Source organism: Arthrobacter sp. zg-Y1143, assembly GCF_030125565.1.
Taxonomy (GTDB): domain Bacteria; phylum Actinomycetota; class Actinomycetes; order Actinomycetales; family Micrococcaceae; genus Arthrobacter_B.
The window spans coordinates 390,369-413,696 of sequence record NZ_JASKLW010000001.1 but is presented as its reverse complement, the minus strand read 5'-3'; the positions used below and the strand labels follow the sequence as shown (position 1 = coordinate 413,696).

Below are 23,328 nucleotides of genomic sequence, written 5' to 3'. Positions count from 1 at the left end.
GTCCTTACCGGCAGACGCTCGCCCGCAGCGCACCGAACGGTTCCCAGAAGTAGTCGAAGCTGTCCTGCGGTCCGCTCATAAACCGCTGGGTGAAAACCACACCCGCGTCGCCGTTGGGATACACCGCGGCGCTGGTGCCGGAACCGCCGGCCCAACCCCACATCCCGGGTTCGGACCACGGGGCGCCCCGCCCGGTCTGCACCGCGGTCATAAACCCCCAGGATTCATCCGGCCCGGACATCTCGATCATGCCGGTCCGCTGCGGGGAGGTGAGCTGGTCATCGGTCATCTGCTGCCGCAGGGACGCGGGCAGCACGGCGTCGTCGGCCAACTGTGCCAGGAACCGCAAATAGTCGGGCACGGTGGACACCAGGCCACCGGCCAATGATTCGAATATCGGGGGCGCTGCCATGGCGTCCCGGTAGGAGACCGCTTCCTTCAATTGACCGTCCACTGCCTCGTACACGGTAGGGAACGTGTCCTTTCCGGTAGGAAACCCGGTGCCGGTGAGCCCGAAGGGTCCATTGACCCGCTCCTGCAGCAACTGACCAACTGAGCTGTCGGCGGCCTTGGCCATCACCACCGAGAGGAGGTCCGCGCATGAGTGATACATCCACAGATCCCCCGGCTGATGCGCCAGCGGCAGAGCAGCGAGGCGGGCCAGATACTCCTCGTGAGTCAGGTCCGGCGGGTTCGGACCCCACAGCAGGTCGCGGGTGGCGGCGGCGTAGGGTGTGGGCGCGAAGTCGATGCCGAATCCTGCGGTGAAGGTCAGCAGGTGACGCAGGGTGATCGGCCCGCGGGCGGGGACCGAGACGGACAGTGGCGCATCGGGTGTGGCGAGCACGCGCAGGTGCCCCAGCACGGGGAACATGCGGGACACGTCCTCATCCAGTTCCAGGGTGCCGTCCGCGAGCAGGCTCAGGGCCAGGGCGCCGCCCAGCAGCTTGCTCAATGAGGAAATGCGGAACGGGGTGTCCTCGCCCATTGGCGCGGACCGCCCAACACCCAGCGAACCGGTCGCGAAGATCTCTGTCTGCCCGTTAAGCCGGATACCCGCCACCAGCCCCGGGCACCAGCCGGATTCAACGGTCTCGGACAGTTTGTCCCACAGCGGTGCACCGATGCCTGGCATGGGTCCACTGTCCGCTGGCCATGCCGGGGAGTCAACGGCCACGGTCCCCGCAGCGGTATCGGCAGCGTATGCTGTGCGGCATGACGGCACCCATGGTTTACGTCCTGTTTCCGGGCACTGCGCGCAAAGCCCTCACCTTTTATGCCGGAGTGTTCGGCGGTGAGCTATCGCTGCATACGAACCGGGACTTCGGCAGCGGCGGCGCGCCGGACGCGGTTGCGCACGGAGTCCTGGATGGCCCTGTCGCCCTGGCCGGAGCAGATACCGACGGGCCGGAACAGAACGTCCGGATGGAGGGGGTCATGCTCTCCCTGCTCGGGACCGGCGAACCGGAACTCCTGCATAGCTGGTTTAGCCGGCTTGCGGCCGACGGCCGGATCGTGGACCCGCTTGGCCCCAAGCCGTGGGGCGCTTCGGACGGTCAGGTCATTGACCGATACGGACTGCACTGGCTGATCGGCTACGAACCGAAGGCACAGGACCAGAAGTGAGCGGCCGCCTCGTCCTTCTCGGTGCCAGCGGATATACCGGCACCCTGGTGTTGGACGCGCTGATCCGGCGCGGCGTGCGTCCCGTCCTCGCCGGACGCAATACCGCCGCACTGTCTTCCCTGGCGCGGGACCACGGCGGGTTGGAGTTCACTGCCGCAGATGCCGGCGATACCGGCAGTATCCGGCGGCTGCTGAATCCCGGCGACGTGCTGATCACCACCGTGGGGCCCTTTGAACGGTTCGGCCTGGGGGTGGCGGAAGCTGCCGTGCAGGCCGGTGCGCGCTACATCGACACCACCGGCGAGGTGGGGTTTGTCCGCACCCTGCAGGAGCGGTTCGGACGGCAGGCAGAGGAAGCCGGCGCCGTGCTGTTGCCTGCGTTCGGATATGACTACGTACCGGGCATCCTGGCCGGCGCCCTGGCGGCGCAGCAGGCCGGAGAAGCCGGACGGAGGCTCGACGTCGGATACTTCACCGCGGGCGCGCTGAGTCCAGGGCTCAGCCAGGGTACCCGGACCACCATGCGCGACGGCTTGTTCCTGCCCGCAGTGCGGTTGAGGGACGGGCATCTGGTGGAAGAACGGGCGGCAGCAGATGTCCATGTTTTCCCGGTGAGCGGTTCCCGCCGGGGACACAAAGCGGGCTTCCTGGTTCCCGGAACGGAAGTCCTGTTCCTACCCGATGCCTTCCCCCAGCTGGATAGCGTGTCGGTGTACAACGGCTGGTTCCCTTCCCTCAGCCGGGCAATCAGCCTGGCATCCGCAGCCAGCCATGCGATCGGAAAGTCGGCCCGGGGCCGCCGCCTGCTGGAGAACCTGTCCGCTCCCCTGATCGGGAAACCCGGCGGACCGGACAGCGCCCGGCGCGCAAAAACCCGTACACAGGTGGTGGCCGCCGTGACCGGGAGGGACGGAAGCCTGCTCTCGGCCGTGCAGCTCACCGGGCCCAATGTCTACACGTTGACCGGTGAGCTGATCGCTTGGGGAGCGGAGCAGCTGCGGGACCGGCAGGACCTGGACCCGGGTGTGGCCAGTCCCCTCAGCGCCTTCGGCCTCGAGGATCTGGCCAGCGGCTGCGCCGGCCTGGGTCTGGTGCCGGTGGAGGGCCGCCGGGCATAGGCACCGCCCCTTTGCCTTTCCCCAGCCGTGCTCGTAGAGTCGGTTCCAGTGACACGGGGTGCCGTAAGGCTGAGATGAAACCCGTTGAACCTGATCTAGTTAGAACTAGCGAAGGGATGTCGCGGATGACTATTCGCCTGACACCGTTAACCGTTTCCGACCACCTGTCGCGCCTGCGCGCCGAACCGCCGCTCGTGCAGTGCCTGACCAACGCCGTGGTCACCAACTTCACTGCCAACGTGCTGCTGGCACTCGGCGCCGCACCGGCCATGACGGATATCCCCGGCGAGGCGGGCCCGTTTGCCCGGGTTGCTTCCGCCGTGCTGATTAATCTTGGCACTCCGCATGCCGACCAGCGCACAGCCATGCTCGAAGCCGCCGAAGCAGCCAATGCCGCCGGAACGCCTTGGGTGCTTGACCCGGTGGCCGTGGGCAGCCTTCCGGTCCGCACCGCCCTGGCCGCGGAACTGCTGGCCCTGCGCCCCACCGCCGTCCGCGCCAATGCCTCGGAGATAATGGCCCTCGCCGGGCTCGGCTCGGGCGGCCGCGGTGTTGACGCCACCGATAACCCCGAGGACGCCCTGCCTGCCGCGTCCCTGCTTGCAGCCAAGTACGGCTGCATCGTGGCCGTCTCCGGCGCCACCGATGTCATCACTGACGGCACGGACACCTTGCGGCTGAGCAACGGGACCTCCCTGCTCACTAAGGTCACCGGCGGCGGCTGCGCGCTGGGCGCGGTTACCGCGGCGTTCCTTGCAGTTGCCGGCGACGCCGGGCCCGACGGCGGCGGGCTGGTGGCGGCGGCCGCCGCCACTGCGGCCTATACCGTGGCAGCCGAGCATGCTGCAGTCTCCGCGTCCGGCCCGGGCAGCTTCGCTCCGATCTTCCTCGACACACTCTGGCACCTGGATGCGGAGCTCGTAGCCGAACGGCTGGCCGCCGCGTGAACACTGCATCTTTCCCGGACTCCGGCCGCCTCCGCGAACGCGCTCGGAACACCGGCATCTACCTCGTTACCGACACCCTCCTGTGCGGGGCCCGGGGCGTGACCGAAACCGTGCGGGCCGCCGTGGCCGGCGGCATCCGAACGGTGCAGGTCCGGGAAAAGCAGGCTTCCGCTGCCGACTTTTACCAACTGGTGTTGGCCGTGGCTTCAGCGGTCGGGGACCGCGCCCTGGTACTGGTTGATGACCGGGTGGACATTTACCTGGCTGCCCGGACCGCGGGCGCCGAAGTGCACGGGGTGCACGTTGGCCAAAGCGACCTGCCCGCCGGCGCGGTGCGGCGGCTGGTGGGACCGGACGCCGTTGTCGGGCTGACCGCCAACACGGAGCGGCATCTGGCTGCCGTTGGCGCGCTCCCCGCCGGGACCGTGGACTACCTGGGTGCCGGCGTCATCCGGCCCACCAGCACCAAACCGGACCACCCCGAACCGTTGGGAATAAGCGGTTTCCGATCCTTCGCTGCCTCCTCGCCGCTGCCGTGCGTTGCGATCGGCGGAATCCAGCCCGCCGACGTCGTTGCGCTGCGCGCCGCCGGCGCTTCCGGAATTGCCGTGGTTTCAGCTGTCTGCGCTGCTGTTGATCCCCGCAGGGCGGCAGAGGAACTGGTGGCGGCATGGAACCGGTGAAAGTCCCCCGGGTGCTGAGCATTGCCGGCACCGATCCCACGGGCGGAGCCGGCACTCAGGCCGACCTGAAATCCATTGCGGCCACCGGTGGCTACGGTATGGCCGTAATCACCGCCCTCGTGGCGCAGAACACCGTTGGCGTGCGCTCGGTGCACACGCCTCCGGTGGCGTTCCTCCGCGAGCAGCTCACCGCCGTCAGCGACGACGTCGTTATAGACGCCGTGAAGATCGGCATGCTGGGCAATGTGGAAACTATTGAGGCCGTCTCTGAATGGTTGACTGCCGTCCGTCCGCCCGCCGTGGTGCTGGATCCGGTCATGATTGCCACAAGCGGTGACCGGCTGCTGAACGCCGATGCCGAGGATGCCATGCGGCGGCTGCTGGGCGGGGTGCATCTGGTGACCCCCAACCTTCCCGAACTCGCGGTACTGGTGGGGGACGCCTGCGCCGGCAGCTGGGACGAGGCGCTGGACCAGGGCGTCCGCCTGGCGCGGGCCCACGGGGTGGCGGTGCTGGTGAAGGGCGGTCACCTTGCCGGCCCGGCGGCCCCGGATGCGCTGGTCAGCATCGGCGGCGACGGCGCGGTACGCACCGCCGAGGTGAGCTCGGCCCGGGTGGACACCGTGAACACGCACGGCACCGGCTGCTCGCTGTCCTCCGCACTCGCCACGCTGTATGCGCGGTCCGGGAATTGGGAAGTGGCGCTGCAGGCGGCCAAGACCTGGCTGCAGGAGGCCTTGGAAACCGCTGATGAGCTGGACGTCGGGACCGGCCATGGACCCGTCAATCACTTCCACGGGGTGTGGGCCCGCGGCCTGGCGGACATGCCGGGCGACGGCAGCCACTCCGTACCCTAAGGCTGTCTGAGCGACGAGAAAACCAGCAGGTCCCGGCGCTGCCCGGCGATCACCATGTAGCTGCGCAGCAGGCCTTCACGCTCAAAACCGGCGGATTCGGCGGTGCGGATGGAAGCGGCGTTCCACGGCTCGATGTACAGCTCCATGCGCTGCACTTCGGGAATGGACCAGGCGAACTCCGCCACCGCGCGCAGGGCGTTTCCGGCGTAGCCGCGGCGGCGGGCAGCGGGGATGATTCCGTAGCCCGCCTGCGTGCGGCCGTGCGGCAGTTCCCAGCCCCACAGGCCGACCTGTCCCACTACCGTGTCCGTCTCCGCGTCGGTGATGGCGAAGGAGAAACCCGATCCTTTGTCGTGGAGCTGCCGCTCCAGCCACTCCAGCGCCTGCTCGTGGTCCGCGTTGGCGGGCAGGCTGCCGACGGTGGGAAAGTACTCGTCCCGGGCCATCTCCATCACCATTGGGGCGTCCTCATCGCGGAAAGCCCGCAGGCGCACATTGCCGTACTGCGGGTCGGTCGAGGGCCAGGGCGGGATGCCGGTGCTGGATTCCATGGGCATAGCTTGCCACGCCCGGCGCCGGCATTCCCGGTATTGGTGCGTTTACTTGCGGCCGAACAGCTTTCCGAGCCAGCTCGATCCGCCCGCCTGGGCGCCCACGGACGTCGCGGCATTGGTGCTGCACGTGCAGCGGTCCGCCTTGGGGACATTGTTCATGACCTGGTCCACGTGGTTGCCGCATCCGGCCCAGGTGGTCTTGCCGCACTTGCGGCAGCTGACTGCTCGGCACATTTTGAACTCCTTCTTCGACTTGCTAAAGCACTTGTTCCATCATCCAGGGTTCCTTGCCGGCGGCATCGGAGCCGGGCTGGCCTTCTCGGCTGCAACCAACACCTGCGCCATGGGCCAGGCCCTGTCCAAGATGCCCTGGAACAAGAGCGCCGCCGATCCCACGGCTTCCTCGGCCATCGCCCAGCTGCCCGCCGTCCGCTAAGCGGCGTTTCCGCTCTTGTTCCTCCCTCTTTAAGGACCGTTCCATGACAGTCGCCTTCGCGGCAACCCTGCTGCTCTCCGTGCTGATCGGGCTTTCGCTCGGCCTGCTCGGCGGTGGCGGGTCCATCCTCACCGTGCCGATACTCACCTACGTCGCCGGGCTGAACCCCCGCGAGGCAATTGCCTCCTCGCTGTTCGTTGTCGGCGCGACTTCCGCGGTGAGTGTCCTCGGGCATGCCCGCAAGGGCAGGGTGATGTGGCGCACCGGGCTGCTGTTCGGCGCGGCCGGCATGGTCGGCGCCTTCGGCGGCGGCCAGGTGGGAGGCCGCCTGCCGGAGACCGTCCTGATGGTGGCGTTCGCCGCCATGATGCTGGCTGCCTCCGTGGCCATGATCCGCGGCCGCAGGGGTGCCCCGGCCGACAGTCGGACGGGCGAGCAACCGGCGCCGAAGGTACTGCTGATGGGGCTGGTCATCGGATTGGTGGCAGGACTAGTGGGTGCAGGCGGCGGTTTCCTGATTGTGCCCGCGCTGGCGCTGCTGGGCGGGCTGACCATGCCAGCCGCCGTCGCAACGTCGCTGGTGGTGATTTCCTTGCAGTCGCTGGCCGGACTGGGCGGCTACCTCACCACCGTGAACCTTAACTGGCCGCTGGTAGGCGCAGTTACCGTATTGGCCGTCCTCGGCTCCCTCATCGGCGCCCGGCTGGCCGGAAAGATTCCGGAAGCCGCACTTCGGCGCGGCTTCGGGCTCTTTGTGCTGGTCATGGGGATGTTCGTCCTGGCCCAGGAGCTGCTGGGCCTGCGCTAGGCGCGTCCCACGACGGCACGGGGGCGTCCCGGGAATCGAAAAGGCAAAATTTACCGTTTTGAAGCCGAATATCGGTAAGTTTTGCCTTTTCGCCGTGCTGACCGCCTTGCAGCCACACTCCGTGGGAACCTCGGCGAGCCCTTTTAGACCGACCGGGTCTCGCCGGCCCGGTCGGTGAAAGCGGCCGTCAGGTTCCCCGCGAGCGCCTCCTCCACCCGGCGGCCCATGTCACGGATCTCCTCGTCGTCGGCAGCCACCATCTGGTTGCGCGCGGTCTCAAGTACCAGCGAGTTCTGCCGGCGGAGCTCCGCCCGCTGCGATTCGTTCACGGCGGTGGCCGCACAGTCGCGCAGCAGCCGCAGCACGGCGGTGAGCACAATAGGTTCGGAATGGGCGAAGCGGCGCACCGGGCCGCAGACCAGGTCCAGGAAATAGCGGTAGTCCCGGCCGTCGGTGACCAGGCGCTGCACCCCGTGGGCGTCTTGGTGCGCTTCGGGTCCCAGCCGGCGGCGCTGCAGGTCCACCAGCAGGTCCGCGCAGTACCCGGTGGCATGGGCTGCAGTGATGGGGTCATTGATGCTCGGCGAGATGGCCTTCACCGCAATGTCGGTCAGCTGCCTCAGCCCCAGCGCCGCATCCTGCTCGGGAGTGCGTTCGTACCCGATTTCCAGGGACTCGGCCAAGGCGTTCCGGACCGCTGCAAGCGGCACGGTGCCGCCGTCGTCGGCCCACACCCGGGCCACCGGGGAGCCGAGCGTCACGTGGTCGCCGGGCTGGACCATAATCCGCATTTTCAGCCCGTGCTTTTCCAGGGCGGCCATCAGCGGCTTCCAGTCCACCGTCTGCACAATCCCGCTGCGGCCCACGGGAACCAGGGTGCCGCCGTCGGGCACCGGGAATTCCTGCACCTCGCCCGTTTCGGAGAGCGGATACGTGTCGCGGAGCACGGCCAGGCAGCTCTGGTGCGCGCTGCGCATCATGGTGTCCACCCGCAGGGACCGGGCAATGTGCCCGATAAAGAGCAGCAGCACAATCCCGGAGGCGATGCCCAGCACGTAGACCAGGCCCACCACCAGCACGGGCACCGGCCGGTCCGCGTCCATCCCGTGCAAGCCGGTGATGCTGACCAGGAACGTTCCCAGCAGCACGCCCAGGACCGCCTGGGTGCGTACGTCGCGGGCAAATTCGCGCAGCAGCCGGGGCGAGAACTGCTGCGAAGCCAGCTGCAGCGCCACCACGGTCAGGGAAAAGGTCACGGTCACGGCGGTCATCACGCTGGTGGCCACGGTCTGCAGCAGGCTGGACGCGGCGTCGACGCCGGTGGGCCAGATCCAGCGGGCCCAGGCCACGTCGTCGCCCGGCCGGACCGGCATCAGCAGCAGGGTGACCAGCAGCGCCGCCAGGGAAGCACAGCTCGGCCAGAACCACATGGACGCGCGCAGTCCGTCCCGGGTGATCCGGAACCGCGGCTCGGGAACACGCGGACCGGGTGCGGCGGTGGTGGAACCGTGGGCTGGCTGAGCCATCGGAGCCTCTCTAAAGGTGGGACTTTCGCGTACCTTCAGTCTGCCCGGAAGCCGGCGCCGCTTCCACTCAGGGTTGGGGCAGGGAAACCGTAAACGTCGTCCCCCGTCCGGGCGCGCTGGTGAAGGTCAGGGTACCGCCGTGCGCCTCCACAATGTTCTTGGTGATCACCAGGCCCAGCCCCACGCCGGGAACCGCCGATGCCACGGCCCCGCGGCTGCGGAAGAACTTCGTGAAGACCTGTTCCTGCTCGGCCTGGCTCATGCCGATCCCGGTGTCTGCCACTTCCAGCAGCACATTCCCCGCGTCCTGCCACAGCCGCACGCTGACAATGCCGCCGCCCGGCGAATATTTCACCGCATTCGACAGCAGGTTATCCACCACCTGGGCCAGCCGGTGCGGGTCCACATCAGCAGTGAGGGACTCGGGCAGGTCCGGCTGCAGCTCCACCAGGTTGGACCGGGCTTTGGGCGCAACCGACACAATGCCGGCCCGCACCACCTCCGCGAGGTTCACCGGCCGGCGCTCCATCTTGGTATTGCCGGACGCCACGGACAGCAGGTCCGAAACGAGGCCGAGCAGGCGTTCCGCATTGCGGAGTGCAACCTTTAACGCCGCACCGACGTGCTCCGGCAGCCCTTCTTCGTCCAGGGCGAGATCCAGGTAGCCCAGGATGGAGGTCAGCGGGGTGCGCAGTTCATGCGAGACGCTGGCTACAAATTCCTCCTGCGCGGTGACGGCGTGCACCAATCGGGTGACGTCGGTGAAGGCGATCACGGTGCCGGTGAGCTCTTCGTCCGTCCGGATGGGGCGGGCGGAAATGTTCAGGGCCAACTGGTTGCCGCTGCCGGGACCAAACCAGACGACTTCGTCGGAGAAGGACTCGCCCGCGACGGCACGGCGTACGGGCCGTTCGAGGGCTGGGACGGGGGTCACCCGGTCCGGACCGAAGAGGATCCTGCCTCGATCGAAGACCTCCGTGTCCCCCATGATCTGGCCCCAGGTGGACATGAGGTGCGTGTTGGCCAGCACTTTTTCGCCGTGTGCGTCCAGGACGAGCAGGCCGACGTCGGCGGCGTTCAGGATCGTTTCCAGCAGCGCCTGGCTCTTCCGGCTCGCGGCCAGGTTTTCCTGCAGGATGGCGTCTTTTTCCTCCAGGGCTTTCTGGTTCTTTCGCACTTCTGCCTCTGCCGCGGCGCGGGCCTTGTCGGCCGCTTCGGCTTTCCGCAGGGCCTCCACCAGATCCCGCTCGTAGCGTGTGCGCTCCGAGGCATGGAATACGGAAATCCGGTCCGGGCCGGCGTCGCCGTCATCGCCGGCTCCGGGGGTACGGACACCGGAGAGCAGCACCGGAATCCGGCTGCCGTCCTCAGCCATCAGCTCCACGGCCATCTCGTTGAAGCAGCCGGCCACCGCCAGCTGCGGCACTGCGTGGGAGGCAAACAGCACCCGGTCCCCCACCGGCAGCAGGTCAAGGATGCTGCCGCCCAGGAGGTGTTCATGCGTATGCCCGGTCCAGGACAGCAGCTTGCGGTTGACGTCCAGGATCGTGCCGTCCGTTTCGAGGACGAGATATCCGGAAGCCGCTTCGTGGAAATGGGCCTCGTAGTCGTTAGGCATGTCGTTCCGTCTTCAGGAAGTCGTGGACGGCCTGCGCCGTCAGGTGGGGTGCGCTGAGATGGGGCAGGTTTCCCCGGACCGCCAGCATCGTGCGGGTGCCGGCGGGAAGATGTTCGAACAGATAGTTGGAGGCCGACGCAGGGCTGAGCGGATCATCCCGGGTTTGCAGGACCAGTGCCGGGACCTGCACCCGGGGCAGCAGGTGCCGTACGTCCGCGGCCAGGGACATCTGCAGGAAGTCGCGGACATAGTCCGGGTGCAACCGGCACAGCCGGTCGGCAAAGTATGAACTGAGGCCGGAGCCGGGTTCCTTGCCCACCACTCCCGGCGCGACGGCCGCCACCCACAGCGGGTAGTTCGCGTCCACGGAGCGCAGCAGCTCCTCAGCTTCTGCGGGCTCGAAACCGCCCACATAACCGTCGTCGTTCAGATAGCGGGCCGTACCGCCCAGCAGGACCAACCGTCCGATCCGCGGGGTCCGGGTGGCTGCGGACAATCCCATCATGCCCGCGATGCTGTGGCCCACAATGGTCGCGTCCTGCAGGTCCAGGACCTCCAGGACCTCCATCAGGTCTGCCAGGTACGCCTCCAGGGATGCGTACCGGAGCGGGTCGTAGGCCTCCGGATCCGCGCCGCCCGTGCCGACGTGGTCCAGCAGCACCACCCGGTGGGTATCGGTGAATTCCGGCAGGATCGGGTCCCAGACCACCTGGTCGCAGCCGAAGCCTTGTACCAGCACGAGCACCGGGCCGTCGGGGCGTCCAAGCACCCGGACGTTGTTTCTCCGGATGACTGCATCAGCGTTCATGCTGCCGCCGAAAGGTTTGGCGGGAAAAGGGCAGCGAAGCGCAGGGGCTCGCGGCGGCGGAGAGCCTGCGGACAGCGGTACGCATTGAAGTAGAGACCTTACGTTGAGACTGTGCCTGCTGCCGATGAGAGGCCGGCAGTGGAGACGCACTTGGTAAGTACGCTTATCCCCGCTGAAATTCTTGCAGACTGCCGCACGGCAACGAAATCGGCAGTTTTGGCCGGGACAGGGTTTTGCGCGGAGGGCTCCGTTTCTCAGACGGAGCCCTCCGCGCGCGGGGCACAGAACGGCACCGCCACTCCGCGGGGTCTCTACCTCCCACGGGGCACCGATACTTGCACGGAACTCTCAAGAAAGGCGCAGGTTTAACGCAAGGACAGCCAAATCAGCGGTTTGGTAGGAAGCGGCACCGCCGGGGCCAGTGCTGCGGCCCTCGCCACCGATCCCTGGAAACTTGCCTACGAATGGGTATTAGTTCCCTCACACTGGCGCCGGATATGTACAGCGCACACCGGGCGGCGGCGTATCGTTGACTTAAATCAACCTTTGACATCCGTCAACCACTTTTGGAGTGTGCATGTCCGTCTCCCCTGCCCTGCAGGATGCCCGCGCCGAGGCTGAAGCCGCGGCAAAACGCAAACACCGCGAAGTCCTCCAGGCCCTGACCGGCCTGCTGCTGGGCATGTTCGTCTCGATGCTGGCAAGCACCGTGGTGAGCACCTCGCTTCCGGTGATCATTTCCGACCTCGAAGGCGACCAGGCCGCCTTCACCTGGGTGGTCACCGCCACCCTGCTGGCCACCGCCGTGTCCACTCCGGTCTGGGGCAAACTGGCCGACCTGCTTAACCGCAAGGTTCTGGTCCAGCTGGCACTGATCATCTTCATTGTCGCCAGTGCCGCGGCAGGCTTTGCGCAGAACACGGACTGGCTGATCGCCATGCGCGTGATCCAGGGCATCGGCGCCGGCGGTCTGGGCGCGCTGACCCAGATCATCATGGCGGACATCATTTCCCCGCGTGAGCGCGGACGCTACATGGGCCTGTTCGGCGCGGTGATGGCTTTGTCCACCGTGGGCGGCCCGCTGATCGGCGGCGTCATCACCGACTCCGTCAACTGGCGCTGGAACTTCTACGTCGCGGTGCCGCTGGCCGCCGTCGCGCTCTTTATGATTCAGAAGACCCTGCACCTGCCCGCCCTGAAGAAGCGCAAGGTCACCATTGACTACGCCGGCATCATCCTGCTGGCCGCTTCGGTCTCGGTACTGCTGATCTGGGTCTCCCTGGTGGGCACCGACTTCGACTGGATCAGTGCTGCCACCGCATGGATGGTGGGCGGTTCCCTGGTGGGCCTGGCCGCCTTTGTGTTCGTGGAGCTGAAGTCCTCCGAGCCGGTCATCCCCCTGACCCTGTTCCGTAACCGCACCTTCACCTTCTCGGTGATCGGCTCCCTCGCCGTCGGCGTGGCAATGTTCGGCACCTCCGTGTTCCTGTCCCAGTACATGCAGCTGGCCCGCGGTGCTTCGGCAACCATGTCCGGCATCATGACCATTCCGATGATGGGCGGCCTGCTGATCGTCTCTACCCTCGTAGGCAAGATGATCACCAAGACCGGCAAGTGGAAGGCCTACGTGGTCTCCGGTGCGGTCATCCTCACGGTAGCCCTGGTGCTGATGGGCACCATCGAATACGACACCAACTTCTGGCTGGTTTCCCTCTACATGTTCCTGCTGGGTGCCGGCGTGGGCATGGTCATGCAGAACCTGGTGCTGGTGGTGCAGAACGATGTCCCCACCCGTGACCTGGGTGTGGCCAGCTCCGGCATCAACTTCTTCCGCACCATCGGCGGCACCATCGGCGTTTCGGCGCTGGGCGCCGTGCTTGCCACCCAGGTCACCGACCGGATGGCGGAAAAGCAGGGCGAATTGATGGGCGCCATCATGTCGCTGGGCGAACAGGGCAAGGAAGTTGCCGCTTCCCTGACTTCCGGGGCCATCCCAGCTGTGAGCGCGCTGCCGGAGCCGGTGCGGGTAATCGTGGAATCCGTCTACGGTTCCTCCGTTGCGCACATCTTCATGATCGCCGCTCCGCTGGGCCTCCTCACGCTGCTGGCCGTGCTGTTCCTGCCAAACCTGGAACTGGGCAGCATGACCCGGCACGAGAAGATGCAGGCGGAATCGAAGGGTGCCACCACCTCCGTCGACGGCGAAGCAGCCCTCGAAACCGCTGAGCACACCGCGGGAGACACTACAGATCGGATCACCGCGGATGCGCAGGCCGCTGCCGGCCAGAATCCGGATGTTCCTGGCGGAAAGCGCGAGAACTAGCGTGACGACGCCGGCGGCCGAGGAAGCCGCTGAGGCGACCATGGAGTCCTCGATCGCGGCAGTCGAGCGGCAGTTTGCGCACATGCTGACCGCAACGCGGCGGACCTTCAAGGACGCAGCCCTGGCCGTCCACCCCTCGCTGCAGCCGCTCGGGTTCACGGTCATGATGACCCTGTACCAGGGCACGGAATGCCAGCAGGGGGCGGTGGCGGAAGCCCTGCAGGTGGACAAGGCGCTGTTGAGCAGGACCGTCTCACAGCTGGAGGCCCTGGGCCTGGTGTGCCGGCGCGCGGATCCTTCTGACGGGCGGGCCCAGCTCCTGGACCTGACCCCCGAGGGACGGGCCCGGTTCGAGTCCTCGCATTCGGCTAAGCGATCCCGCCTGCGGGGCCGTTTGGAAACGTGGAATCCGGCCGAGGTGCAGCAGCTCGCGCACCTGCTGACCAAGCACACAGCGCGTCCCTGAGGTTTAGGGAATACAGTGCGGCAGTGGCCGGCAACCTTCGGGTTGCCGGCCACTGCTGTTCCCGAAGGCGGCGCCGCCCGGGCGCGGGCCTACGCGGCGGACCGGTTTACCGGTTGAGGGCGGCAATCTCCGCGCTGACCGGAAGGTTGACCCGGTAAACGGTCCCCTCCCCGGGATTATTGACGAAGGTCAGGTCTCCTCCATGCTCTTCGATGATGCTCTTGGCTTCAGCCAATCCTGCCCCCGGAGTAACCGAAGCAAGGGCACGGCGGGAACGCGCGAACTTCGGTGCAGCCTTTTCCTGTTCGGCCTCGCCGGATCCCATGCCGGTATCGGCAATCCGAAGGCAGACAGTCTGCCCTTGCTGCCACAGATGCACATACACGGTTCCGCCCGCCGGCGAAGCCTGCACCGCACTGACCAGCAGGTTGCCGACCACCTGGGAAAGCTTCTGCGGATCAACATCCACCACAGTGGAGACCGGGACATCCGTGAGGAAATCGACTTGGCGGTTCTTTGAACGTGCTGAGGTGATACCCGCGCGGACAGCATCCGCAAGGTTCACCGGGCGGCGCTGCGGCTTGCTGGTTTCCGAAGGCACGGCCACCATGCCGGAAACCGTCGCGAAGAGGCGTTCAGAATTGCGCACCGCAACATCCAGCGCGCCGCGCAGGTGGGGTGCCAGCCTGCTGTCCTCCAGCACCAGATCTAGGTATCCCATAATCGAGGTCAGCGGTGTCCTCAGCTCGTGCGAAAGGTTGGCGGCGAATTCCTCCTGCGCGGCGACGGCACGGGCCAACCGGGTGACCTCGTGGACCGCTAAAACCGATCCGGAGAACGCACCGTTGGCTTTGATAGGGCTGGCCGAAACACTCACTGCGATTTGGTTGTCCCCGGTACCCAGCCACAGCTGCTGATCCGTAAAGGCTTTACCCGAAGAAGCCCGGAGGACGGGGCTTTCCGCCTTCGGCAGGGGCGTCACGCGGTCCGCAGCCAAGACCTGGTCCGGCTTGTGACCAAGGGGCACCCCCGCAGCCGACGGCCAGATGGAAGACAGATAGTCGTTTGACAGCACTGCGTTCCCTTGGGCATCAACTGCCAGCAGACCCGTATCAGCAGCATTCAGCACCGTTTCCAGCAGAGCGTTTTCCGTGGTTTTCTCAGCCAGGCCCTCCTGCAGGAGCCGGTTCTTTGCCTCCAACGCCCGCTGTTTTTCCCGCAGTTCCGCCTCAACCTCTGCGCGGGCTGCTTCTGCGGCCTCCGCCTTTTCCAGGGCATCCACAAGCTCGCGTTCCCTGATCCGGCGGGCAGAGGCCTTGACCACGGTGACGCGGTCTATTGTTCCGCCGTCCGGCCGGGTGGACCGTACGGCGGAAAGGAGGACGGAGAGGTATTCTCCGTCCTTGCAGAGCAGATCCGCTACCAGTTCGTTGACGCTTCCGGCCACTGCCAATTGCGGTACCACGTAGGAGGCGAACACCACCTGAACTGCTCTGGGCATTAGCTCCGCGACGTTGCCGCCGAGAAGTTTTTCCCGCCGGTGCCCGGTCCAGCCGGCAAATGTTTCGTTGACGTCGAGAATTGCTCCATCCGGTGACAGGATGAGGTAGCCGGAGGGTGCCTCATGGAAATGTGCCGCATAGTCGGGAGTTGTTTCCGCTCCCCGGGGCCCGGCATTTTTCCGCAGGCGCGCGGATTTACGCGTTGTGGCGGTTTTCCGCAGTGTCCTAGCCACCGTGGACCTCGCCCAGGTACTTCAGGATGGCCCGTGCAGTTGCGCCGGGAGAGCTGACGTGCGGCATGCTTCCACGGCCTTCCAGCAATGCAAAAGTGCTGCCTGGAAGATGATCGCGCAGGTGCTGCGTTGCCGTGCCCGGGGTCAACGGGTCCAGGGGCGTCTGCAGGATTAATGCCGGTGTGTGGACCAGGGGCAGAAGATGCCGGATGTCCGTAGTGAAGGACATCCGCAGGAAGTCCCGGACGTATTCGGGATCCAGGCGGCAAAACCGGTCGGCCAGTTCCGAGCGCACTGGGGATCCGGCAGGTGTCCCGGACATTTCCACAGCCGCAGCCGTGGCCCACAAGGGATAGTTGGCCTCCGTCGCATCCAGGACCATGTCTATGTCCTGCGGGTCCAGCCCGCCCGCATATTCGCCGTCGTTCAGGTAGCCGGGCGAGGTGCAAAGCAGGACCAGCCGTCCGATCCGCGGATTGTCCACCGCAGCGGCCAGTGCCATGGTGCCGGCAATACTGTGGCCCACGATGGTAGCGTCCTGGAGATCTAGGGCGGCCAAAACCTCCTGCAGATCGCTCAGGTAGCCGGCCAATGCTGCATACTTCACTGCGTCGTAGGCGGTGGGATCGGCGCCGCCGGTGCCCACGTGGTCGAACAGGACCACTTTGTACTTGTCCGTAAACTCCGGCAGCATCCGGTCCCAGATCACCTGGTCGCACCCGAATCCCTGCACCAGCACAAGCGCGGGGCCCTCCGCGGGTCCCAAAACCTGCACGTTGTTACGGTAAAGAACCTTCTCCGTGTTCACTTTCAGCCTGCCTTCCGAAAACCTGATGTATTCCCATGTCCTGCAGTAGAGCCCGGGATCCAACCGGGGCTTACGGACGCCGGGGGTTCCCTCCGGAACGCCTGCGTCGGTAGAGCCAAATGAACATGCCGGCAACCAGGAGAACGGCAGCCGCCACCGCGGCAGCAAGGACCGGACCGTTCCCCGGTTCGGCCGGTGGAACCGCCTCGGTGCCGTTGAACGTCAGATCCGCCTCGGCCTGGGCCGTGGCCAGCCCGCTCTTCAGGTCCAGTTGGGCGTGCCATGGGCCGGAGGGCAACTCCGGATCCAGGGTGACCGTCACCGGCGCAGATTCTCCCGGGGGGATGGTGACCATACCGTCCAGGGAAACGGGGTCGGCCGAGAGACCGCCCGGCCCGGCGCTAAGTGTCAGGTTCCCCTGCACGTCGATTGTGCGTCCGCCGGTGTTGTTCACCTCGGCGGTGATCCGGCGGACGCCGTCGGAGTCATGGTCCGCTGACGGGGTGCCTACGGTGAAGGATGCGGGCGGCCCGTTACCGGGGCCCACGGAGAGGTAGACGCGGATACCAACCCTGCTGGCCGTGACAACCTGGGTATCGGGTGCAGGCGCGGACCGAACCTCCGCCCACAGGACGGCAAATTGCTCACCCTCGGGTGCGTCGCCCGGCACCGCAATCTCCACCACAGCCTGGGCACTCTCACCTGCCGCAAGGTCCACCACCGGCGTATCCGTCTCGATCCATCCGGTGAGTTCGTTCCGGTCCTCCCGCGCCAACCCGGTGAAGGAGCCGTCCCTTACCTCGGCGGCCGAGACATAAAGCGCAATGGACTGCCGTTCGGTGGAGTTGTTCTGCACCTCGACCCGGCGCTTAACAGTTGTTCCGGGCGGAAGGTTATCCACTATGTAGGACCGAGCCCTCGGATCCGCCTGGCTGGCCTCGGGAATGTCGACCAGCCGGATGCCGATTCCCCCGGCCGGGGGAGTATCTGCGGCATATGACGCCGTGGCGGGGGCGAACAGGAAAAGCGCGGCAAGTAAACCGCTATATAAGGTACGCAAAAAAAGACCCCTGGCAGGCAGAAAAATACGGCGTGAAAAAGCGAATACAGCGATGGGAATAGCGCCGGAAAACGGCGGCGGCGGGTTAGCCGGCCAATCGCAAAAGTGGTGTCGTCCCGGAAAGCCGGGCCTCCCGGGACGACAGCCGCGCTAAAGGACCGAGTGGGTCAGAGTTGCCTTGTATGTTCCAGCCAAGGCGTCATCGGGAACCGGGACACTAAGGGTGGCATTCCATTCAGCCGTATTGTTGCCGCGGACGCCCGACGCCAGTACGGCGTTTTCCGCCCTGGTTGATTCGCTGTCGCCAGCCAGGGTGACGGGAGCCGAGACAAGCGATTCGATAGTACCCGTGTGCGTAAGGCTTTCTTCTGCGGCTGAATAGGTGGCGCCGGCGGCCGGGATCGGCTTCGCCCCGGCAACCTCAGTTTTGAAATCGCTCAAGGACACCGAAACGCTCCAGCTGCCGAGGACGGCGCGGTCATCGGCCACCGCGACGCCGGGAACAGCGAAGGTTGCGGGCGTGCCGGGCTTCAGTTCCGTGGATTCAAGGGCCTGGACAACGTTAATTCCGAGGATTCCGCCCTGAACCTCGATGGTGGCCGAGGAACCATCCTCAGCTGCCGAAGCGGGAATGGCAGAAGTGCTCAACAGGGCAGCTGAAACGCCGAGGGTAAGTGAAATACGGGTTGCTTTACGCATGGAGGTAGAGACCTTTGTGTTGATTCATAAACCACCGGTGAGATTGCCGGTGCCGGAGATGCGCCTGAGAAACGCATTTGACTCTCCGCTGGAAATGTAACAGAGCATCGGTGGATAAAAAAATTCATGCATTTGCATGAAGTGGGCACGTGCTCGCCAGGTGAATGCTCGAATATCCCGGTGTGACCGGGATGCAGGCTTTACGAAGAGGGCTTCGTTTCTCAGGCGAAGCCCTCTTCGCGCGGGGTGGTTGTGATTAACCGCACCGCAAGTCTGTAGGGGTCTCTACGTCCCACAGCCTACTGATCTTTCCATGCCATCCTCAGTGGCAGCTCGGGTTCCCCGCAAGATATGACAAATTTCACTCCGGGATGCCTCCTGTGCGGGTGCCACCCCCCAGTCCGGCCGCCCGCTACCGCTGCGTCGGTACGCCGCCGGTCAGTTCCCCCAAGATCCTCGCCAGCTCGGCCCTATCCCGCGGTTCCAGCACGGAGAAGAACTCGTCGGCCTCGCGTTTGCGGTCCGCCAACACCTTCTCCCGCAGCTTCTCCCCCTCCACGGTCAGCGTGAGCAGCGTGGCCCGCCGGTCCGCGGGGTGGGCGCTGCGTTCCACCAGCCCCTTGGCGGCAAGCTGGTCCACCACCTCGGTGGCTGAACGCGGCGCAATATGCAGCCGCTCGGCCAGCTCCTTCAACCGCAGCCCCGACCCGCCGTCGTCGGACCCGCCGTCGGGGCCCCCCGCACTCTCCCCGGCCCGGCCCACAACATTCAGCGCCCGGAACTGGTGCGGCGTCAGCTCAAACGGGGCGAGCTGGAGCATCCACCGTTTGCGCAGCCCGCGGAACGCACCGTGCATCAGTTCTCCCAGGGCGGCCGGATCGGCGCGAGCATCAGTCATGGCACCAGTCTACCCATTTTGCGGTAACCACATAGTGAGGTAACCTCTGCAATAGCTGCCGCGTACGATCCCGGCAGCATAGGAGGACCCCATGGCTATACCCGGACTCGATACCGACCGCTCCGGCGGACCCCGCAGCCCAGCAGGAGAAGGCAGGCCCGGCGGCGGACCAGGCGGCGGCCGCGGCCCCGCAAAACTCAACCCGGCGGACCGGAAGCAACTGAACCAGCACCCCGTCTCCCTGCGCCGCATCGCCGCGCTCTTCGCCCCGCACAAGGGGACCATCGCCGTCGTGGTGCTGCTCATCAGCGCCTCCTCCATGGTGAACCTGGCCCAGCCGTTCCTGGTCCGCGGCGTGATTGACAATGCGCTGCCGCAGCAAAACATCCGCTTGCTCGCCCTCCTCACCGCCTCGATGGTGGCCGTGGCCGCCGTGACCGCAGCCATCGGCGTGGTGCAGACCTGGATGGCCACCAGCATGGGTCAACGGGTGATGCACACCCTGCGCGTGGATCTGTTCACCCACCTGCAGGCCCAGTCGCTGGGCTTTTTCACCCGCACCCGCGGCGGTGAAGTGCAGTCCCGGCTCACACACGACATCTCCGGCATGCAGTCCGTGGTCACCACCACCGCCACGGGCGTGGCCTCCAACCTCACGACGGCGGTCGCCACCGCCGTCGCCATGGTGGCTCTCTCCCCCGGGCTGAGCCTGATCTCCCTGGTGGTGCTGCCGCCGGCCATCTGGCTCTCGCGCCGGGTGGCGAAAATCCGCCGCGAAGTCACCGACGAACGCCAGCGCGAACTCGCCGCCCTGCACACGCAGGTGGAGGAAGGCCTCTCGGTCTCCGGCGTGCGGCTGGCCAAGACCCTGGGCACCATCCCGCGAGACGCAGCCCGCTTCCGCGACCGCTCGGACAAGCTCGTAGGCCTGGAGCTGCGCAGCCAGCTGGCCGGGCGCTGGCGGATGGCCACCATGCAGATTGTCTTCGCCGCCATCCCCGCGGTCATCTACCTGGCCGCCGGCTTCCCCGCCACCAGCGGCGGAATGACCATCGGCACCCTGGTGGCGTTCACCGGCCTGCAGGGCGCCATCTTCCGCCCGGTGATGGGCCTGCTGAACATCGGTGTGCAGTGGGTGACCGCCCTGGCGTTCTTCAGCCGGATCTTTGAGTACCTGGACCTGGTGCCGCAGATCCGCCCCGCAGCCAACCCGGTCCGGCTGGATCCGGCCGCAGTGCGCGGCGAGGTCCGGTTCGAGGACGTGCGCTTCGCGTACGACGACGGCGCGGACGTCCTGCGGAACATCAACATGATCCTTCCGGCCGGAACTGCCACCGCCGTCGTCGGCCCCACCGGCTCCGGGAAAAGCACGCTGGCCTCGCTGCTGCCGAGGCTGAATGACACCAGCTCAGGCACGGTTCTCATTGACGGCGTGGACGTGCGCGAAATAGCCCCCGAAGACCTGGCCCGGATTGTCGGCGTCGTCTCCCAGGAGAGCTACCTGATCCACGCCTCGGTGCGCGAGAACCTGCTGCTGGCGGATCCGGACGCCGGCGACGAGCAGCTCTGGTCCGCCCTGGCCGCTGCCCGGATGGCGGACACGGTCGGTGCCCTGCCCGAGGGCCTGGACACCATGGTGGGCGCCCGCGGGCACCGCTTCTCCGGCGGCGAGCAGCAGCGGCTGGCCATTGCCCGCACCATCCTGCGCAATCCGCCGGTGCTGGTGCTGGACGAGGCCACCTCCGCCCTGGACAACACCACCGAGGCGCAGGTGCAGGCGGCGCTGGAACACCTCTCCGCCGGGCGGACCACGCTGACCATCGCTCACCGGCTCTCCACCGTGGAAAACGCGGACCAGGTAGTGGTGCTCGACGCCGGGCGGATCGTGGAGCGCGGCACCCCGGCTGAGCTGCGGGCCGCGGACGGCGCGTTTGCCCGGCTGGCCGCGCACAGCGCCGCGCGCTAACCGGATTTGCGGCCGGTTTGCGCTTTTGCTGCCGGTTCAAACCGGCAGCAAATGTCTAAACCGGCAGCAGAAGTTGAGGAGCTAGGCCTGGCAGAGGCAGAACGGATGCCCGGCCGGATCCAGGAACACCCGGAAGCTGGTGCCGGGCTGGTGCGTATGCTTGGTGGCCCCGAGCAGGAGCACCGCCGCCTCGGCCTCATCCAGGTCATCCACATCCACGTCAATGTGCATCTGCTGCGGGATGTCCTGCTCCGGCCAGACCGGCGGAGTGTAATTCTCCACCTGCTGGAAGCAGTAGCGCTGCCCGGTGACGTCGGAAATTTCGGTCCAGTTGTCGTAGGGCTCATCCTCGTGCAGGTTCACCTTCCAGTCGAGGAGGGCGCCGTAGAAGGTGGCAAGGGCAACTGCGTCGGGGCAGTCAAGGACAGTGGTGGGATAGCGAGCGATAGCCATGGCGTGAAGCCTAGATGCCGGTGGCGTACCCGGCTACCCCTTGGCCTGAAGCAACCGGTTCAACGCGCCCAGCGATTCCGAGGCAGCCTCCAGCGCTGCCTTCTGTTTGCCGTCCAGCTGCTCGATGGCTGCACGGACGGGCCCGGACCAGGCCGCGGCGATGGCTTCATTCTGTGCGCGGGCCTCCTCGGTGGGCACCAAGTGGCTGACACGCCGGTCGGTCGGGCTGCTGGACCGGGTGAGCAGGCCCCGCTCGGTCAGGGTACGCACTGCGGCGCTGGCGTTGCTTTGCTTCAGCCCCATGAGCCGCGCCACTTCCGTGACCGTGAGACCCGGTGCGTCCAGCACATGCTTCAGCAGGGCCAGTTCGGTGGCCGGCAGCGGATCAATTCCGGTGATCTCCGGCGCCCTGCGGTGGATGTTCCATGCAAGGTCCCGGAGCAGGTCGGCCACGGAGCGCTGCGCCTCGGGCACGCCGTCGATACTCATGCTGACCATCCTAGCGCATATACTGACATATATATGTTGACATATGTTATGCTCATTCGGCATTCTGACGGTTTAGAAAGAAAGACCCCTCCATGACGAGCTCTCCGCTCCCCGCTCCCCCCGCCAAGCGCCCCAACGGCGCACTGCTGACGGGAATTCTTGCCCTGCTGACGGCAGTGGCGCCGCTGTCCATCGACATGTACCTGCCGGCCTTCCCTCACATGGCACAAGATCTGGACACCACGGCCACCGGCATCCAGCTCACCATGACGGCCTTCCTGGTGGGCCTGGCCCTGGGCCAGCTGCTCATCGGCCCGCTCTCGGACGGTGTCGGCCGCCGCAAGCCCCTGCTGATCGGTTCCTTCGTTGCCCTGCTGGCCACAGTGGTCTGTGCCCTGGCACCGAACGTGGAAATCCTCACCGCGGCCCGCTTCCTGCAGGGCTTGGGCGGTGCGGCCGGTATTGTGCTGGCCCGCGCCATTGTCTCCGACACTTCCCGCGGCCCGGCCGCCGCGAAACTGCTGGGCGTGCTGACCATGATCAGCGTCATCGCACCTGTGGTGGGCCCGCTGGCGGGCGGCGCCATCCTGTCCGCCGGCAGCTGGCGGACCGTGTTCTGGGTCCTGTCCATCCTCGTGCTGCTGATGTTCCTGGGGGCACTGTTCGGCGTTCGGGAAACGCTGGACGACGCCGACCGGAACCGCGGCGGCCTCAAGACCACCTTCAAGGTGGCCGGCATCGTGCTGCGCAACCGCAACTACACCGGCTACCTGCTGACCTTCTGCTTCTCCTTCGCCGGGCTCTTCGCCTACATTGCCGCATCACCGTTCGTGGTGCAGAACATCCTCGGCCTGTCCGAAACCCGGTTCTCGCTGATCTTCGCCATGAACGCCGTCGCCATCACCATCGTTAGCGCCGTGGCCGCCGCGCTGGCCGGTAAGGCGCCCTACCGCACCATGATCAGCATCGGCCTGGCTGTGGGGCTCCTGGCTGCCGCCGGAATGCTCATCACCGTTGCCAATGGCACTCCCATGGTTCCCACCCTGGTGCTGTTCGCCGTGTTCCAGGGCTCCATGGGCATGATCTTTGGCAACGCCACCGTGCTGGCACTGGAGGAGGCAGGGCACCACGCCGGCACCGGTTCGGCCTTCCTTGGCTCCCTGCAGTTCCTGCTCGCCGCCCTTGTCTCCCCGCTGGTGGGCCTCTGGGGTGAGGAAACCGGCGTGCCGATGGGTGCAGCCATGCTCGGCTTCCTGATCCTGGCCGCGGCGTCCTACCTGCTGCTGACCCGCAAGGCTCCGAACACAGTTCCGGACGCAGTTCCGAACACGACGGCGGACACGACACCGGGCAGTGCTGCCGGGACGGACACGCACACCGCGGTCTAGCCCAGCGGGCAGCACTCCAAGACAAACGGCAGGTGCCGCTCCCCCTTTTTCGGGAAGCGGCA

Annotated in this window: 23 protein-coding genes, 1 pseudogene and 1 riboswitch; of the genes and pseudogenes, 11 read left to right on the top strand and 13 right to left on the bottom strand. The window is 66.4% G+C overall.

Going from position 1 to position 23,328, the window contains the following annotated elements; translation table 11 throughout:
* Nucleotides 1-4 precede the first annotated feature (4 nt).
* Nucleotides 5-1,135 carry a serine hydrolase domain-containing protein gene (locus tag QNN98_RS02085; protein ID WP_283996089.1) on the bottom strand — a complete coding sequence of 377 codons (1,131 nt, stop codon included), beginning with the start codon at nt 1,133-1,135 and terminating at the stop codon, nt 5-7.
* A gap of 80 nt (nt 1,136-1,215) precedes the next feature.
* On the opposite strand from QNN98_RS02085, the gene QNN98_RS02080 reads away from it, so the two are divergent.
* The 5 genes from QNN98_RS02080 to thiD all read left to right on the top strand — a co-directional run bounded on the left by QNN98_RS02080 (nt 1,216) and on the right by thiD (nt 5,231).
* Nucleotides 1,216-1,626 carry a VOC family protein gene (locus QNN98_RS02080; protein ID WP_227912034.1) on the top strand — a complete coding sequence of 137 codons (411 nt, stop codon included), beginning with the start codon at nt 1,216-1,218 and terminating at the stop codon, nt 1,624-1,626.
* Complete coding sequence (locus tag QNN98_RS02075) at nt 1,623-2,744, top strand: saccharopine dehydrogenase family protein (RefSeq protein WP_227925759.1); 1,122 nt, start codon at nt 1,623-1,625, stop codon at nt 2,742-2,744. Before QNN98_RS02080 ends, QNN98_RS02075 begins: the two co-directional genes overlap by 4 nt.
* A 44-nt stretch (nt 2,745-2,788) precedes the next feature.
* A riboswitch (TPP riboswitch) is annotated at nt 2,789-2,878 on the top strand.
* A complete protein-coding gene (gene thiM, locus QNN98_RS02070) occupies nt 2,870-3,691 on the top strand; it encodes a hydroxyethylthiazole kinase (protein ID WP_442860306.1) in 822 nt (273 codons plus the stop codon). It overlaps the preceding riboswitch by 9 nt.
* Complete coding sequence (thiE, locus tag QNN98_RS16430) at nt 3,688-4,374, top strand: thiamine phosphate synthase (protein ID WP_227925761.1); 687 nt, start codon at nt 3,688-3,690, stop codon at nt 4,372-4,374. Before thiM ends, thiE begins: the two co-directional genes overlap by 4 nt.
* Nucleotides 4,362-5,231: a bifunctional hydroxymethylpyrimidine kinase/phosphomethylpyrimidine kinase gene (thiD, locus tag QNN98_RS16425; RefSeq protein WP_349643199.1), complete on the top strand. Its 870-nt coding sequence runs from the start codon at nt 4,362-4,364 to the stop codon at nt 5,229-5,231. Before thiE ends, thiD begins: the two co-directional genes overlap by 13 nt.
* Here the strand turns inward: thiD and QNN98_RS02060 are convergent.
* Both QNN98_RS02060 and QNN98_RS02055 read right to left on the bottom strand, forming a co-directional pair.
* Complete coding sequence (locus tag QNN98_RS02060; protein ID WP_283996088.1) at nt 5,228-5,782, bottom strand: GNAT family N-acetyltransferase; 555 nt, start codon at nt 5,780-5,782, stop codon at nt 5,228-5,230. The genes thiD and QNN98_RS02060 overlap by 4 nt on opposite strands.
* Nucleotides 5,783-5,830: 48 nt before the next feature.
* Nucleotides 5,831-6,019 (bottom strand): DUF8730 family Cys-rich protein, encoded by a 189-nt coding sequence (locus QNN98_RS02055; protein WP_227925765.1) that lies wholly within the window; start codon nt 6,017-6,019, stop codon nt 5,831-5,833.
* Between the two features lie 52 nt (nt 6,020-6,071).
* On the opposite strand from QNN98_RS02055, the pseudogene QNN98_RS02050 reads away from it, so the two are divergent.
* Together QNN98_RS02050 and QNN98_RS02045 are read left to right on the top strand one after the other, a co-directional pair.
* Nucleotides 6,072-6,221, top strand: a pseudogene (locus QNN98_RS02050) (rhodanese-like domain-containing protein); the annotation flags it as partial.
* Between the two features lie 43 nt (nt 6,222-6,264).
* On the top strand, nt 6,265-7,029 hold the full coding sequence (locus tag QNN98_RS02045; protein WP_283996086.1) for a sulfite exporter TauE/SafE family protein: 765 nt from the start codon (nt 6,265-6,267) through the stop codon (nt 7,027-7,029).
* Nucleotides 7,030-7,172: 143 nt separating this feature from the next.
* Here the strand turns inward: QNN98_RS02045 and QNN98_RS02040 are convergent, their stop codons facing one another.
* From QNN98_RS02040 to QNN98_RS02030, 3 genes are all read right to left on the bottom strand, one after another.
* Entirely contained in the window at nt 7,173-8,555 is a 1,383-nt protein-coding gene (locus QNN98_RS02040; RefSeq protein WP_283996085.1) for a DUF2254 domain-containing protein, read from the bottom strand.
* Nucleotides 8,556-8,622: 67 nt separating this feature from the next.
* On the bottom strand, nt 8,623-10,173 hold the full coding sequence (locus tag QNN98_RS02035; protein ID WP_283996084.1) for an ATP-binding protein: 1,551 nt from the start codon (nt 10,171-10,173) through the stop codon (nt 8,623-8,625).
* Nucleotides 10,166-10,981, bottom strand: a complete 816-nt coding sequence (locus QNN98_RS02030) for an alpha/beta fold hydrolase (protein WP_283996083.1) — start codon at nt 10,979-10,981, stop codon at nt 10,166-10,168. The genes QNN98_RS02035 and QNN98_RS02030 overlap by 8 nt, the downstream gene beginning before the upstream one ends.
* Before the next feature lie 577 nt (nt 10,982-11,558).
* On the opposite strand from QNN98_RS02030, the gene QNN98_RS02025 reads away from it, so the two are divergent.
* On the top strand, nt 11,559-13,304 hold the full coding sequence (locus QNN98_RS02025; RefSeq protein ID WP_283996082.1) for an MDR family MFS transporter: 1,746 nt from the start codon (nt 11,559-11,561) through the stop codon (nt 13,302-13,304).
* A gap of 1 nt (nt 13,305) precedes the next feature.
* On the top strand, nt 13,306-13,770 hold the full coding sequence (locus QNN98_RS02020) for a MarR family winged helix-turn-helix transcriptional regulator (protein WP_283996081.1): 465 nt from the start codon (nt 13,306-13,308) through the stop codon (nt 13,768-13,770).
* Nucleotides 13,771-13,876: 106 nt separating this feature from the next.
* Here QNN98_RS02020 and QNN98_RS02015 read toward each other — a convergent pair whose 3' ends face one another.
* The 5 genes from QNN98_RS02015 to QNN98_RS01995 all read right to left on the bottom strand — a co-directional run bounded on the left by QNN98_RS02015 (nt 13,877) and on the right by QNN98_RS01995 (nt 18,970).
* Nucleotides 13,877-15,505, bottom strand: coding sequence for a sensor histidine kinase (locus tag QNN98_RS02015; protein WP_283996080.1), 1,629 nt, complete (start codon nt 15,503-15,505; stop codon nt 13,877-13,879).
* The gene (locus QNN98_RS02010) at nt 15,498-16,313 is read right to left on the bottom strand and encodes an alpha/beta fold hydrolase (protein ID WP_283996079.1); all 816 of its coding nucleotides are present in this window, start codon (nt 16,311-16,313) and stop codon (nt 15,498-15,500) included. Before QNN98_RS02010 ends, QNN98_RS02015 begins: the two co-directional genes overlap by 8 nt.
* Before the next feature lie 70 nt (nt 16,314-16,383).
* Nucleotides 16,384-17,373 carry a COG1361 family protein gene (locus QNN98_RS02005; RefSeq protein ID WP_283996078.1) on the bottom strand — a complete coding sequence of 330 codons (990 nt, stop codon included), beginning with the start codon at nt 17,371-17,373 and terminating at the stop codon, nt 16,384-16,386.
* Nucleotides 17,374-17,523: 150 nt separating this feature from the next.
* On the bottom strand, nt 17,524-18,072 hold the full coding sequence (locus QNN98_RS02000; RefSeq protein WP_227925786.1) for a WxL domain-containing protein: 549 nt from the start codon (nt 18,070-18,072) through the stop codon (nt 17,524-17,526).
* A gap of 412 nt (nt 18,073-18,484) precedes the next feature.
* Entirely contained in the window at nt 18,485-18,970 is a 486-nt protein-coding gene (locus tag QNN98_RS01995; protein ID WP_283996077.1) for a MarR family winged helix-turn-helix transcriptional regulator, read from the bottom strand.
* Between the two features lie 91 nt (nt 18,971-19,061).
* Between QNN98_RS01995 and QNN98_RS01990 the strand changes: the two genes are divergently transcribed.
* Nucleotides 19,062-20,936 carry an ABC transporter ATP-binding protein gene (locus QNN98_RS01990; protein WP_283996076.1) on the top strand — a complete coding sequence of 625 codons (1,875 nt, stop codon included), beginning with the start codon at nt 19,062-19,064 and terminating at the stop codon, nt 20,934-20,936.
* An 81-nt stretch (nt 20,937-21,017) separates the two neighbouring features.
* Here QNN98_RS01990 and QNN98_RS01985 read toward each other — a convergent pair whose 3' ends face one another.
* Nucleotides 21,018-21,389 (bottom strand): VOC family protein, encoded by a 372-nt coding sequence (locus QNN98_RS01985; protein WP_227925789.1) that lies wholly within the window; start codon nt 21,387-21,389, stop codon nt 21,018-21,020.
* A 33-nt stretch (nt 21,390-21,422) separates the two neighbouring features.
* Entirely contained in the window at nt 21,423-21,878 is a 456-nt protein-coding gene (locus QNN98_RS01980; RefSeq protein WP_227925790.1) for a MarR family winged helix-turn-helix transcriptional regulator, read from the bottom strand.
* 92 nt (nt 21,879-21,970) lie between these two features.
* Here QNN98_RS01980 and QNN98_RS01975 point away from each other — a divergent pair, with 92 nt between their 5' ends.
* Complete coding sequence (locus QNN98_RS01975) at nt 21,971-23,266, top strand: multidrug effflux MFS transporter (protein ID WP_283996075.1); 1,296 nt, start codon at nt 21,971-21,973, stop codon at nt 23,264-23,266.
* The last annotated feature ends 62 nt before the right edge of the window (nt 23,267-23,328 follow it).